Origin of the sequence: Amycolatopsis rubida (genome assembly GCF_900115345.1) — a bacterium.
In the GTDB taxonomy this organism is placed as follows: domain Bacteria; phylum Actinomycetota; class Actinomycetes; order Mycobacteriales; family Pseudonocardiaceae; genus Amycolatopsis; species Amycolatopsis rubida.
In genome coordinates, this window is record NZ_FOWC01000001.1 from 1,316,119 (window position 1) to 1,328,596 (window position 12,478).

At 68.5% G+C, this 12,478-nt stretch carries 15 protein-coding genes; 2 read left to right on the plus strand and 13 right to left on the minus strand.

The genetic code is table 11. The features are described from left to right. Nucleotides 1-607 precede the first annotated feature (607 nt). The 3 genes from BM362_RS06500 to BM362_RS06510 form a co-directional block, all read right to left on the minus strand. Complete coding sequence (locus BM362_RS06500) at nt 608-1,267, minus strand: GGDEF domain-containing protein (RefSeq protein WP_067577267.1); 660 nt, start codon at nt 1,265-1,267, stop codon at nt 608-610. 114 nt (nt 1,268-1,381) lie between these two features. Further along, nucleotides 1,382-1,945: an isopentenyl-diphosphate Delta-isomerase gene (gene idi / locus BM362_RS06505; RefSeq protein ID WP_067577265.1), complete on the minus strand. Its 564-nt coding sequence runs from the start codon at nt 1,943-1,945 to the stop codon at nt 1,382-1,384. Between the two features lie 148 nt (nt 1,946-2,093). Further along, entirely contained in the window at nt 2,094-2,927 is an 834-nt protein-coding gene (locus BM362_RS06510; protein ID WP_067577263.1) for an alpha/beta fold hydrolase, read from the minus strand. A 165-nt stretch (nt 2,928-3,092) separates the two neighbouring features. Here BM362_RS06510 and BM362_RS06515 point away from each other — a divergent pair, with 165 nt between their 5' ends. Further along, nucleotides 3,093-3,512, plus strand: coding sequence for an Hsp20/alpha crystallin family protein (locus BM362_RS06515; protein ID WP_067577261.1), 420 nt, complete (start codon nt 3,093-3,095; stop codon nt 3,510-3,512). A 65-nt stretch (nt 3,513-3,577) separates the two neighbouring features. Here BM362_RS06515 and BM362_RS49865 read toward each other — a convergent pair whose 3' ends face one another. The 10 genes from BM362_RS49865 to BM362_RS06560 all read right to left on the minus strand — a co-directional run bounded on the left by BM362_RS49865 (nt 3,578) and on the right by BM362_RS06560 (nt 11,407). Beyond that, nucleotides 3,578-3,700 carry a hypothetical protein gene (locus tag BM362_RS49865; protein WP_280142712.1) on the minus strand — a complete coding sequence of 41 codons (123 nt, stop codon included), beginning with the start codon at nt 3,698-3,700 and terminating at the stop codon, nt 3,578-3,580. Between the two features lie 224 nt (nt 3,701-3,924). Next, on the minus strand, nt 3,925-5,307 hold the full coding sequence (locus BM362_RS06520; RefSeq protein WP_093572456.1) for an MFS transporter: 1,383 nt from the start codon (nt 5,305-5,307) through the stop codon (nt 3,925-3,927). Nucleotides 5,308-5,423: 116 nt separating this feature from the next. Continuing rightward, on the minus strand, nt 5,424-6,596 hold the full coding sequence (locus tag BM362_RS06525) for an NAD(P)/FAD-dependent oxidoreductase (RefSeq protein ID WP_167545214.1): 1,173 nt from the start codon (nt 6,594-6,596) through the stop codon (nt 5,424-5,426). A 1-nt stretch (nt 6,597) separates the two neighbouring features. After that, nucleotides 6,598-6,783 (minus strand): rubredoxin, encoded by a 186-nt coding sequence (gene rd, locus BM362_RS06530; protein WP_067577255.1) that lies wholly within the window; start codon nt 6,781-6,783, stop codon nt 6,598-6,600. Between the two features lie 8 nt (nt 6,784-6,791). Next, nucleotides 6,792-7,082, minus strand: a complete 291-nt coding sequence (locus BM362_RS06535) for a hypothetical protein (RefSeq protein ID WP_198545188.1) — start codon at nt 7,080-7,082, stop codon at nt 6,792-6,794. Next, nucleotides 7,079-7,945 (minus strand): DUF3891 family protein, encoded by an 867-nt coding sequence (locus BM362_RS06540; RefSeq protein WP_093572458.1) that lies wholly within the window; start codon nt 7,943-7,945, stop codon nt 7,079-7,081. The genes BM362_RS06535 and BM362_RS06540 overlap by 4 nt, the downstream gene beginning before the upstream one ends. A 45-nt stretch (nt 7,946-7,990) precedes the next feature. After that, nucleotides 7,991-8,452: an aromatic-ring-hydroxylating dioxygenase subunit beta gene (locus BM362_RS47300; protein ID WP_167545215.1), complete on the minus strand. Its 462-nt coding sequence runs from the start codon at nt 8,450-8,452 to the stop codon at nt 7,991-7,993. Then, nucleotides 8,449-9,672, minus strand: coding sequence for an aromatic ring-hydroxylating oxygenase subunit alpha (locus BM362_RS06550; protein ID WP_093572459.1), 1,224 nt, complete (start codon nt 9,670-9,672; stop codon nt 8,449-8,451). Before BM362_RS06550 ends, BM362_RS47300 begins: the two co-directional genes overlap by 4 nt. A gap of 11 nt (nt 9,673-9,683) precedes the next feature. Further along, nucleotides 9,684-10,763 carry a zinc-dependent alcohol dehydrogenase gene (locus tag BM362_RS06555; protein ID WP_093572460.1) on the minus strand — a complete coding sequence of 360 codons (1,080 nt, stop codon included), beginning with the start codon at nt 10,761-10,763 and terminating at the stop codon, nt 9,684-9,686. Beyond that, a complete protein-coding gene (locus BM362_RS06560) occupies nt 10,760-11,407 on the minus strand; it encodes an isochorismatase family protein (RefSeq protein ID WP_198545186.1) in 648 nt (215 codons plus the stop codon). The genes BM362_RS06555 and BM362_RS06560 overlap by 4 nt, the downstream gene beginning before the upstream one ends. 308 nt (nt 11,408-11,715) lie before the next feature. Between BM362_RS06560 and BM362_RS06565 the strand changes: the two genes are divergently transcribed. After that, entirely contained in the window at nt 11,716-12,465 is a 750-nt protein-coding gene (locus BM362_RS06565) for an SDR family NAD(P)-dependent oxidoreductase (protein WP_067577248.1), read from the plus strand. The last annotated feature ends 13 nt before the right edge of the window (nt 12,466-12,478 follow it).

A 12,478-nucleotide genomic window follows, 5' to 3' on the forward strand; every position in this document is an offset into this window, starting at 1 on the left:
CCCCGTTGACGTGCCCATTCGCTCGCCGCCGACCCGGCTCGGCGGGCACCCCAGCGCGGCCGTTCGTGCCCGGGAAACCGGCGTCCGGCTCCGCTCGCCGTCGTCCTGGTTCAGGCCGCTCGCTGTCCGCTCGGCGACGGCCAGGCTCTGCCCGGCGGGTGCCTGGTTCCGCGAGCCGGCTCGCTGGCTCCGCATGCCGCGTTCCGGGATCGTCGGCGAAGGCGGGGCGTTCGCCGGTGTGCCGCGCGACCACGTCGGACACGCTGATGCCGCCGTGCGTGTCCATCGAACGGCGACGTCCGCCGCGGGGGCGAGCCGGGATGTCGGAGTGGCGACCGGTGCCGGGGGTGTTGCGCTCGTCGGGCACTCGGTCTCCTCTCGCACGTCAGGCGCCAGGCTGGGGCGGCTTACCTTTGAACACCCGGCGGCTGCACCGGGTCTCCCAGGACTCGTCGTACCGGGGGAGCTTTTCGTTATCGTACGGATACCCGCCGTTCGTGACGACACCCTCCCGCGAATTTCTTCACCATGCGTCGCCCTAAGGCGCACTGAAGCGGACGAACAGGTGAAGATCGGGTTCAATGAATGGAGTAATCGCAGACGTGCGTTACTCAGAGTGCGTAATTACCTGAGCGGTCTCGCGGTCATGGAAAGCGACCTTGTTGCGTCCCGCCCGCTTCGCGGCGTAAAGGAGATTGTCGGCTCGGTGAAGCTGACGCGGCCCGGATCCGGTGCCGTGCGCGAGGCCGACGCTGATCGTAACCCGCAGGCCCGGCCGGAGTTCTGACCAGGGATGACGGGCGACTCGAAGGCGGGCGGCGTCGGCGACCCGGACGGCGCCCCGGTGATCGATTCCCGGCAGGACGAGAGCGAATTCCTCGCCGCCGTACCGTGCGCAGAACGCATCGGCGGGCAGCCCCTCTTGCAGGAGATCGGCGACCCGGCAGAGGACGCGGTCGCCGAGAAGGTGACCGTACGTATCGTTCACGGACTTGAACCGGTCGAGGTCGACCAGGGCGACGGCCACCGCGGCGGGCAGCTCAGGCAGCCGCTGGTCGAGGTACCGCCGGTTGTAGCTGGAGGTGAGCGGATCACGCAGGCTGCCCGCTCGCGCGATGTCGAGCGCGGAGCGCAGGTGCCGGTAGGCCCGCCGCCAGTCGCCGCGCGTCGCGAACAGGTCCGCGATGGACTCGTGCAACGTGAGCAAGTCTGGCGCGGTCTCCCCCGTTCCGAGCTCGTCGTCCGCCGACACTCTGACCTCCGCCACTCCATCGTCTTCGTCGTAAAGGAGCGTTGGCTTGAGTCATCGGTACGGACGAAGGTGAATTTCGCTCAAGTGGACGACGGACTTCCGCTGATGTCACGCAGCGCAGTTCTTCGCTCAGAGCGCGGAGAAGGGCTTTTTGTCCTTGAGCTGCGCGAATTGATCACGTGCCCAGTAACTCGCGTCAGTCATCGGATCTGTGATCCACTGTGTGTAATCGGCCCAGGAAATCCATCGCCAGCCGCCCACTTCTTCGGGATTCGGCCGCGGATCGACGTCCGTCCAGGCGGTGAACACCGGACAGAACTCGTTCTCCACGATCCCCTGGAAGGGCGGCGTGCGGTAGCGGTACGTGGGCAGCACGCACTTGAGGTCATCGAGTTCGGGCAGCCCGAGTTCGTACGAAGCCCGTCGGCGCACGGCGGTCTCCAGCGTTTCGGCGGGAGCCGGGTGCCCGCACACGCTGTTGGTCCACACGCCAGGCCACACCTTCTTGTGCGGCGCGCGCTGGGTGATCAGCAGGGCGTTGTCCGAACGGCGCAGGACGTAGCAGGAGAACGCGAGGTGCAGTCGCGTCTCCGCGTGATGACTGGCGAGCTTCGGCCCGGTCTCCCCGGTGGGCACGCCGTCCTCGGTCACGAAGACAACGCGTTCGGTTTCGGCTTCAGTGCTGGTGTTCACTCCGGATACTGAACACCACGCGCCTACCGGCCGATACCGCGAGCCGGGTGGCCGTTTCGCCCGGTTCGAGTGTCGGGCCTTCACGCACCGCTCGAATCCTCAGTCCAACCGATACCCAACCGAACGACGGCGCGGGCGAGACCCGGTGTCACCGGCTGCCGAGATGCTCGACGATCAACGAGGTCAATGCCTCCGGCGCTTCCTCCGCTACCCAGTGCGACACCTCCTCCAGCATCTCGAACCGGTACGGCCCGGTGCACCAATTCGCCGTGTCGAGCGCGGCGGTGGAACCGAAGGCGACGTCCTCTGTGGACCACACGTACATCGCCGGCACCGAAATCTTGCCGATCTTCCCGCCTGGACGGCCGGCTCGATACCAGTTCAGCGCGGCGGTGAGCGCGCCTGGTTCGGACAGTCGCTGCACGTACTCGTCGATCTTGCTCGGCGGGATGCGCCGGTCGAAGATGTCGCGCAGCGCCTTGGCGTTGTCGGCCAGCATGCGGCGCTCGGTCGCGGGGGTCTGGCGCCATTCGGTCAGGTAGGCCGACCGCAGGTGCTGGTCCTCGTCCGTCCGCATCGCCTCGGCGAGCGCGCCCGGGTGCGGAGTGGACACCACGGTGACGCTGCGCAGGCGCTCCGGGTGCTCGTCCGCCGTCCACCAAGCGACCGCGCCGCCCCAGTCGTGGCCGACCAGGTCGAACTTGCTCCAGCCGAGCGTGTCGGCCATGGCCACGACATCGGACACCAGCGTCGAGATGCCGTATTCGGCCGGATGCTCGGGCCGCACGTCCGGCGAGTAACCGCGCTGATCCGGCGCGATCGCGCGGTAGCCGAGCACGCCGAGCGTCGCCACCTGGTGCTCCCACTCCACGGCGGCCTGGGGAAAGCCGTGCAGCAGCAGTACCGGGCGGCCGTCTTCAGGACCGGCGGCGATGGCGTCGAAGGATCCCGCGTCGGTCGGGATGGTCAGCTGGTCGATCACGAGACGCACTCTACGGACCGGCACCGACAGTTCTGGCCGGTCTCGCGGCAGCTCTGTGATCTGAGCTACACGGGAACAAATAAGTTGAGTCAGTCGTTGGCAACTTTGCAAGGCTTGGTCAGCGCCCTAGCGGCTGGCCGCAGTTGTCCGAAAGGGGATTCGACAATGCTGATCCGCACCGACCCGTTCGCCCAGTTCGACCGTCTGACCCAGCAGTTCTTCGGCGGTCAGGGCACCGCGCCGCGCTCCGTTCCGATGGACGCTTACCGCGTCGGCGACGAGTACGTCATCCAGTTCGATCTCCCGGGGATCGCCCGCGACTCCATCGACGTGAGCGTCGAGCGCAACGTGCTCACCGTCCGCGCCGAGCGCACGCCCGTCGCGGTGGAGGACGCGCAGGTCCAGGTGTCCGAGCGGCCGCGCGGCAAGTTCTCGCGCCAGCTGTTCCTCGGCGACACGCTCGACACCACGCGGATCGCCGCGGACTACGTCGACGGTGTGCTGACGCTGCGCATTCCGGTCGCCGAGAAGGCCCAGCCGCGCAAGATCACTGTCGGCGGAGAGCCGCGGAAGATCGACGCCTGAGACCTCCGTACCCAAGTTGTCCCCAGGTTGTCCACAGTGGGCTGTGGACAACCTGGGGACAATTGCTATCTGTGCAGGTCAACGGCAGTAATCGAGTCGGCTGGCTGCCGCTTGCGCACCAGGGGCGCGATCGTGCGGTTGAGGACGAGGTACTCCGCGACGAGCGCGCAGACCATGATCGAGCCCACGCGCTCGCCGTGTAGATGTCGGCGAAGGTCAGCGTCGGGAAAAGGCCCTTCGTCGCCGCGCCGACCGCGGCGAAGCTCAGCGCGCGAAAGTCGGGTGACGTCGGTGTACGCCTACCCCCGCCGGAGACGCGGTATTGCTCGACCATGGACTCGCATGCGGCGGAGGCCGTGCACGCAGGCCGCCACCGGAGGAGAGGACGCGGACTGAGCTGCGCCGGGTGTCCCTAGTCCGCGGCGTCGAGCAGCTTGGCCCGGCTCGTCTCGGTGCCGATTTTCGCGCCGACCGCGGTGAGGATCCCGCCGAGTGCGATCATGATCAGCGGTGTGTAGAGGTAGGGCATGAACGAGCTGAGACCGAGCATGTAGAAGCTGTAGAACGACGGGATGAGCAGCGACACGCTGTAGGCGACGCCGTAGCCGGATGCGCGGATCTTGGTCGGAAACGCCTCGATCAGATAGACCGTCGCGACGCCGAACGGCGAGATCGCGACGACGAGGCCGACCGTGTACAGCGCCATGGCGAGAACGAAGCTGCCTCCGGTGCTCAGCAGCGTCAGCATCGCGAGAAAACTCGGCACCGACACGAGAAACGTGGCGATCCCAGCGCAGATCAGCACTCGACGTCGGCCGTATTTCTGCCCGAGATGTCCAAGTGCGAGATAGCCAAGGAACAGCGCGACGTTCGACACCAGCAGAGCCGTCGTCACTGCGCCGGAGTTCTGCTTGAGATAGGTGATCAGCAAACCTGAAACGGGGGAGATGATCGATTGCACGCCGAACCAGAGCCCGGTCATCAGCAGCATCGCCTGGGCGAGACGGCGGCGGATCTTGCGGTCGCGAAGGAGTTCGCGCAGCGGTGCCTTCTTCTCGGTCGCGGATTTTTCGCGGGCGGTCTCGGCCCGCCAAGCAGCGGACTCGTCGACAGACCGGTAGAAGAAGAGGAAGAACACGACTCCGAGCAGTCCGCCGACGAAGAACGGCAACCGCCAGCCCCAGTTCTGGTAGGCCGATCCGGCTCCACCGCCGGGCAGGAAGCTCAGCAGCGGCAGCGTCACGGCGGAGATCGCGATGTAGCCGATGGGGTAGGCGCCGGCGATGTAGGCGCCGACGATGCCCCGTTTCGCGGGTGGACAGGATTCGAGCGCCAGCGGGTTTGCGCTGGTGTACTCGCCGCCCATGAAGATGCCGCCGACGAAACGCAGCAGCAGGAGACAGACGATGCCGCCGTAACCCCATTGCGCGTAGCCGGGGAGAGCGGCCATGAGGAAAGTGGCGACGGTGAATCCGGCGACCGCGATCAGGGTCGCGTTGCGGCGGCCGATGCGGTCGCTGATGCCGCCGAAGATGATGGAGCCGACGGGACGGCCGAGCAGTGTCGCGGCGAAGGTCAGGTAGAACAGGGTCGTCTCGACCGAGTCCGGGATGCCTTTCGGCTGGAAGTAATGGATCGCCGGGGCAAGCGCGACGACCGGCAGATAGATGTCGAAGTAGTCGACGCCGAAGCCGAAGAACGCGGCGTGCGTGGCCCGCTTGGCCTGTTTCGCGGCAGCCGTCCTTGAGGATTGCCCGGCGGGAGAGACTGGCGGCGCGGGTGGGATTCGGTCCATGACCGGAGCTCCTGTTCAGGTGTGACATCGACGGTGATGCCGCGGGGTGCCGCGGAGTTCCCCCTTGCCCCGGGCGACGCCGGGTCGGCGGCGTCCCCGGGGAGGAATGCGCGGAATCAGGCCCCGACGATCTCGGCGCGGGCGCGGTCGAGATCTTCCGGGCGGCCAGAGGTGAGCGCGGCGACGACCCGGCCCCCGCGCTCGTACCAGACCGTGAAATCGCTGTCCCAGGAACCAGTGACCCGGGTCCGGTCCCACTGCGTGGCGGGCCCGACGTATTCGAAACGCGCCCAACCGGCGAGTTCGGTCCAGAAATACGGGACTTCCCGGTGCGCCACCGGTTGGCCGAGGATGCCGTGGGCGGCGGTCACACCTTGTGCGATCGCGTGGTCCTCGTGCTCGACGCGCAGCGCTCTGCCGTGCACTTCGCTGTGGTACTCGCAGACATCGCCCGCCGCCCAGTGCCCGGTGGCGCTGGTGCAAAGCGTGCGGTCGCACAGGATTCCTCCGCTGGGCCCGAGCCGCAGCCCGGCCTTCCGCGCGAGTTTGGTGTCCGGGACGGCTCCGGCGCCGACCACCACGAGGTCGCCCGGAATGTCGCGGCCGCTGGCCGTGCGCACGCCGGTGGCAGTCCCGTCCCCGGTGAATTCGCTGACCTGCTCGCCGCAGACCAGCGTGACGCCGCGCGCGGTCAGCAGCCGGGCGACGTGGCTGGCGACCTCCGGGCCGAACGCGGTCTCGAGAGGTGCGCGTTCGGGCATGACCATCGTGCACTCGACGCCGGATTCGGTCAGGGACGCGGCGACCTCGGCGGAGATGAAGGATCCGCCGACGAGCACAGCCCGGTGCGCCGCTGCCGCCTGGGCCCGGAGTTTGTGCGCGTTGGCGGGTGCCCGGAGATAGTGGATGCCGGCGTTCGCGGAGCCGGGCAGCGACAGGCGGCGGACCATCGCACCGGTCGCGAGCAAGGCGCTGCGGTACCGGATCTCGGTCTTGTCCGCCAGCGTCGCGGTCCGCGTCTCGGTGTCCAGCGAGAGCACCGCTGACCGGGTCCGCAGCTGGACGTCGTTGTCATCCCACCACTGCGGGGACACGACGGCGAGGTCCGTGTCCCCGGCTTCCGGTCCGAGCAGTTGCTTGGTGATCGGCGGACGCCGGTACGGCGGGTCCAGTTCGCGGGTGACCAGGGCGATCGACCCGGCGAAACCCTGCTTGCGCAGTTCGGCCGCCGCGGCCGCCGAGGCCACCCCGCCGCCGATCAAGAGCGCGTCGACGTCGGTGTCGGTCATGTCAGTCCTCATCGCAGGGTTCGAAGTCGGACTTCGCCGCGCCGCAGACCGGGCAGACCCAGTCGTCGGGGATGTCCTCGAACGCGGTGCCGGGCGGGATGCCGCCCTCGGGGTCCCCTTCGGCGGGGTCGTAGATGTCGCCGCAGGACACGCAGATCCATTTGCGGGTCGCTCGCACTGTTTCCATCGCTGCTCCTATTCCCCGGTCCCCGCCCACCTCGACCGGCTCGGGTCGAGCAAGGGGGACAGGTCGTCGTGCCGGGCCCAGGCCAGGCTTTCCAGTTCCAGCGCGTCGAGTTCGACGGCTTGGCGGGTGCGGAGGTCCTCGATGCGCAGCCGGGACCGCCCGCCGCCGGATTCGCGCACGGTGACGCCGACGACGGCGAACTCGTTGCGCACCAGCACCCGGTCCGGATCGGGTTCGAGCGCCGCGAGGATGTCCTCGATCGGCATGCCGTCGGAGCCGCTGCGTCCGGAGTCGCTCATGGCTTCGCGAACCGGCATTCCAGCGTGCGCTCTTCCGCCGCGCCGAGTGCCGCGGCGAGATCGTCCTCGTCGGCGTACGCGCGGTCCGGGATCGTGCGGGCGGACAGGGTCGCGACCACTTCGCCGTCGAAGGGGAACGGGTCCACGACGACCACGCCGGGTTTGACCGGGGTCAGGGTCAGATCGGTGCGCGGGCCGCCGACGCGTGACGGGGCCAGCTGGATGACCCGCGGTCCCGGTCGCTGGTCGATGGTCCGCAGCGTGCTCGCGAGCGGCACCGCGGGGCCGTCGCCGGGGGTGGTGTCGGCGAGGGAGGCGTAGAGCGAGAACAGATCCCACACCTGCAGCAGGTCGTAGTGGTACCAGAGGCGGGCTTCGAAATCGCTGCGGATGCTGTCTTTCACCAGCGACTTCTTCGTTTCGGCCCAGCGTCGCTCTTCGTCCGCGACGTGCTTTTCGCGGATCTCGTCGAGCGGGGTTGCCGCCGGAGTGATGCCGACGCCGCCGTCCTGCATGCCCCAGCGGTTCCGGTACAGCCCGGTCCAGTGCATGCTCACGAGCAGTCCGGCGTAGGCGTCCTCCTGGTAGATCCGGTCGACGCCCCGCTGGTACAGCGGCAGGTGGTCCTCCAGCGGGATCTCCAGGAAGTGCAGCGGACGCCGCGCCTCGGCGTTGAACAGCGGTCCGGCGTCGGCCTCGAGCCAGCCGTCGTCGTGGCGCGCGGTGCCGATCCGGACCTGCTCGCGGCGGGTGGGGGCTTCGAAGCCGGAGTTGCCCCATCGCAGGGTGAGCTCGCCGGCGAGCCGGCCGTGCTCGTTCTGGTCGACCAGGACCAGCTCGCCGCCGCGTCGGGTGATGAGCATCGGATTTCCTTTCGGTGGTGGGGAAACGCGTGTTCGTCAGATTCGTCAGAGCAGGACGGAAAGGTTGCCCAGGTGCCCGCCGTTGTTGACGAGGACGGCCTTCTTCCGCGCGATGCGGAGTTCGCCGCCGTCGCGGCGCAACCGGTAGCGGTACCGGCCCGCGTGGTGATGCAGGACGTCGCGGCGGAACTCGACGACCAGGAACGCGGCTGCGACGTCGATCTCGCCGTGGCTTTCCCGCAGCACCTGGACGTTGCTCACCAGATGCACGGTCCGCGAGCGCGGTTCCTGGGCGTAGGCCAGTCCGCTGTCCAGCCGCCACACGCGTTCGGCGAGGAAGGCCACGTCGTCGTACACAATGGACACGTCGCGGTCAGGGTCGGTGTCGTCGGCGTTGGCCGGGATCCAGTAGACGGCGTCGTCGGCGAACAGCTTGCGCCAGCCGGGGAAATCCCGGGCGTCCAGCAAAGCCGCTTCGGCGTAGAGGAATTGTTCGATCTCGCTCACGCGCCCGCCTCCATCAGTTCGAGCCAGCGGCGCAAGTACGCGCGCTGCGGCACTTCGTCCGACGACCGGCCGATCCGGACACCGGTCTCCTCGTCGACGACTTCGCGGTGCAGGCCCCTGGCCATCAGCGTGAAGTCGGCCGCGCTGGCCGACGCCTCGTTGCCCTGGGTCACCCGGTCGAAGCCCACCTCGATGTCGTCGGTCGAGCCGAAGCCCGCCGGGCCGTAGAAGATCTCGTGGTCCCGCAGGATCCGCGCGCGCGTCTCCGCGTCGGCTCCGCGGGGGAGCAGCGGGTAGAGGTACACCCAGGTCTCGTCGACCGATCGCGGCACGACCAGGCGCAGGTGCGCGCCCACGAAGGCGAGGCTCGGAAAGATGTTGAGGTTGAACGGGATCAGCTCGCCGATGGCGATGGCGTGCGCGTTCTCGCCCGCGTCTTCGAGCCTGCCGTACTCGTGCACCGCGTGCCCGTTGCCGAGGTCGATGCCCCGCCAGTCCGGATTCGTCCGCACGTTCTTGACCCAGGGGCTGCTCTTCCCGGTGCGGTCCTTGAGGATGTCGAGCCAGCTCTTGTGGGTGAAGGAGAAGTGGTACGGGTCGATCGTGTTCTCGATCTGGAGCTTCCAGTTGCCGCGGTAGACGAGCTTGTGCGCCCGCGACACCAGTTCGGGCCCGCCGTCGCCGATGCCGGCGATGAAGTCGAGGTAGCGGCGCGCGTTGCCGAGGTAGTCCGGAAGCGGCGGCACGGCGGCGTCGAGGCTGGCGAACACAAAGCCGCGGTACGACTCCACGCGGGGGACGTGGACCAGGCCCATCGCGCTTTTGTCGAACTCGGCGTACCCGTCGTCGAAGGGAACCCCGGTCAGCTCGCCCGAGGACGAGTAGGTCCAGCCGTGATAGGCGCAGCGGAAGAAGTTCGCGTTGCCGGTCTCGCGCTGGCACACCTGCGAGCCGCGGTGCCGGCAGCGGTTGAACATGACGTTGATCCGGCCGGTGTCGGCGGAGCGGTTCACGATCACCGGCTGCCTGCCGAGGTATGCGGTCCGGTAGTCGCCCGGTTCGGGGATCTCCGTCTCGTGCGCGACGAACACCCAGGTCCGGTGGAACACGGTGACCAGCTCGCGTGCGAAGATCGACGGGTCCCGGTAGATCCGGGTGCTGACGTGCCAGTCGTCGGTGATCAGCGGGTCCTTCGCCGGGCCGTCCGCGGTGATGCTCATGGTCTTGCTCCTCAGCGGTGAGAAAGGTCGGGGAAGACGGTGGCCCGGATGGCTCCGGGGTCGTCGTTCGCGGCGTTGAGCGCCTTTTCGGTGTCCTCGATCGAGAACCGGCCCGTGCACAGCAGATCGAGCGGGTAGCGGCCGGACTCGATCAGCCGCAGCGCGGGCGGGACGAGCCTGCTGGGCCGCCCGCGGACCCCGCGCAGGGTGAGCACTCGCCGGTTCATCGCGTCCACAATGGACTCGGCACCGCCGCCGGCTCCCTTGGCGACCCCGGCTTGCACGACGGTCGCGCGGTCGCCCGCGACGGCGAGCGCGGTGTCGAGCCCGGCCGCGCTGCTCGCGACGTTGACCACCACGTCCGCGAACGTCCCGTCGGTCAGGTGCGCGACCTGCTCGATGACGTCTCCGGTCAGCGTGTGGTCGGCGCCCAGCTCTCGCGCGACCGCCAGGCGAGCTTCGTCGGCGGACGTGCCGACGACGATCACCTTGCCCGCGCCCGCTTCCTTCGCGCCGACGAGACACGCGAGGCCGTGCGGACCCGGCCCGACGATCACGACAGTCCCGCCCTGGTGCAGCCCGCCCACACGGGTGACCCAGTCGAGCCCGTTGGAGATCGGGATGAACAACTGCACCAGTTCCGCGGGCACGTCCTCGGACACCTTGTGCACGATCGCCTGCGGGTGCAGGTACAGGTAGTCGGCGTACCCGCCGTACAGGCTCGGTCCACTGTGGATGGACTTCCCGCCGTACCGCGGCACCCGGCACATCTGATACGCGCCCGCCAGGCACGAACGGCAGGTGCCGCAGGGCAAGTACTCCTCCACGACGATGCGATCGCCTGCCGCGACGCCCCATCGCCGCGCCGCGCCGTCGCCGAGTTCGGCGATCCGGCCCACCAGTTCGTGCCCGAGCACGCACGGAAGTTCGTAGAACGGGTTGACTCCCCGGTACGCGGCGATGTCGGTGCCGCAGACGCCGGTCGCCTCGATCTTGAGCAGGCCGTCGTCGGTTCCGATGCGCGGCAACGGGAATTCCTCGATCGTGAGCTGTCCTTCGCCGTGCAGCACGGCGGCCCTGCTGGTCGTCATTCCCCGGCCTTCCGCTCGGACGCGCGCAGGAGCTGCCCGGCCTCGGCGGCGGTGACGACCTGCCCGTACTTGGCCTGGATGTCGAAGAGTGCGGCCGCGTGGGGTTCCGCGGCGCGATCGGCGACCGCGTCGCCGGGCACCACGGCGCGATAGCCGTGCTGGAGCGCGTCGACCACGGTCGCCCGCACGCAGCCCGACGTCGTCGCTCCGGTGACCACGACACCGTCGCAACCGGAACCGGCGAGGAACGCCGCGAGGTTGGTGCCGAAGAAACCCGACGCGAACAGCTTCGCCAGCACGGGTTCGTCCGGTCGCGGGGCGAGCCGCTCGTCGATCTCCGCCCACCGGCTCCCGGCCCGGCACTGGGCGAGCGCCGGCATCTTCTCCAGGAAAGGCGCGGCAACGCGCTCATCGGCCGCGGCGTACTGGATCCGCGTGAACACGCGAGGCAGCCCCAGCCCGCGCGCGAGGTCGAGCAGCCGGGCTGTCTCCCGCACGGCTTCGCCGGCGTCGCAGCCGAGAGCCGAGTCCCGGTCGGTGAACCCGTAGGTGAAGTCGACGACGACCAGAGCGGGTCGCCGGATCCCGGACTGACGCTCCCCGATACGCCTCTCCCGGTACAGCTGGGCGGCTGTGACGGACACGCCCCACCTCCTTGAACTGGATAAGTTGCATACAACTTTGCGTGGATGTGCCTGAGTCTGCGTTGGGTGATGCGTCCACTGGGGTTGCCCAAACAGCAGATAGAATTCTATATTCAGAGCATGAGTTGCGGGCCGCGGGATGTCAAGTGTCGGTGTTCGGGCAGGTCAAGATCGCAAATTGACCCGGATTGGCGAGCGGTTGCCTCTTGACGGCTCACCTCCGATCGGGTGCAGTGCCAGGGTCAGCGGTTTGCGGCTACGTCACCAATCGAGGAAAAGTTGCATACAAATCTCCGAAGGGGGACAGGATGGCTTTGCCAGGCCGGACCGCGCTGGTGACCGGCGGCGGGAGCGGGATCGGTGCGGCCTGCGCGCGCCGGCTCGCTGCGGAGGGAGTGGACGTCGTCGTGCTCGACGTGCGTCCCGGCGCTGCCCAGGAGGTGGCGCTAAGGACAGGCGGTCGTGCTCTGGTCGTTGACCTGGCCGATCTTGCCGCGGTCGACGAGGCGTTGCGCGGCATCGAGGTCGACATCGTGGTCAACAACGCGGGAGTGCAGCACCTCGCGTTGCTGCACGAATTTCCGCCCGCGGAGTTCACCCGCCTGCTCGACGTCATGCTGCAGGCTCCGTTCCGGATCGCCCGTGCGGTGCTGCCGGGCATGTATGCGCGCCGCTGGGGCCGGTTCGTGCACATCACCTCGATCCGGGGCGTCCTCGGCGATGTCCGCAAAGGTGCCTACGTCGCCGCCAAACACGGCGTCGAAGGACTGTCCAAGACGATCGCCCTGGAAGGCGCCGCGCACGGCGTGACGTCGAATTGCATCGCCCCGGCCTGGGTCGAAACACCGCTGACTCACGACCTCGCCGGCCGGCAAGCCGAGATCCGCGGCACGACCCCGCGGGAGGTCATCGAAGACGTGATGCTCGGCGGCGCGGCCATCAAGGAGTTGATCGAGGCCGACGAGATCGCGGCGCTGACTGTCCACTTGTGCTCAGCCGCCGCCCGCCACACGACCGGCACGTCCATCCCGGTCGATGGCGGGTGGCTGGCCGGATGAGCACTGTCCGACG

Coding starts and splice junctions, on each gene's coding strand:
- BM362_RS06555 (WP_093572460.1), bottom strand. CDS start 10,763: ATGACGACCAGCAGGGCCGCCGTGCTGCACGGCGAAGGACAGCTCACG.
- BM362_RS06525 (WP_167545214.1), bottom strand. CDS start 6,596: ATGACCGACACCGACGTCGACGCGCTCTTGATCGGCGGCGGGGTGGCC.
- BM362_RS06550 (WP_093572459.1), bottom strand. CDS start 9,672: ATGAGCATCACCGCGGACGGCCCGGCGAAGGACCCGCTGATCACCGAC.
- BM362_RS06520 (WP_093572456.1), bottom strand. CDS start 5,307: ATGGACCGAATCCCACCCGCGCCGCCAGTCTCTCCCGCCGGGCAATCC.
- BM362_RS06540 (WP_093572458.1), bottom strand. CDS start 7,945: ATGCTCATCACCCGACGCGGCGGCGAGCTGGTCCTGGTCGACCAGAAC.
- rd (WP_067577255.1), bottom strand. CDS start 6,783: ATGGAAACAGTGCGAGCGACCCGCAAATGGATCTGCGTGTCCTGCGGC.
- BM362_RS06515 (WP_067577261.1), top strand. CDS start 3,093: ATGCTGATCCGCACCGACCCGTTCGCCCAGTTCGACCGTCTGACCCAG.
- BM362_RS06535 (WP_198545188.1), bottom strand. CDS start 7,082: ATGAGCGACTCCGGACGCAGCGGCTCCGACGGCATGCCGATCGAGGAC.
- BM362_RS06565 (WP_067577248.1), top strand. CDS start 11,716: ATGGCTTTGCCAGGCCGGACCGCGCTGGTGACCGGCGGCGGGAGCGGG.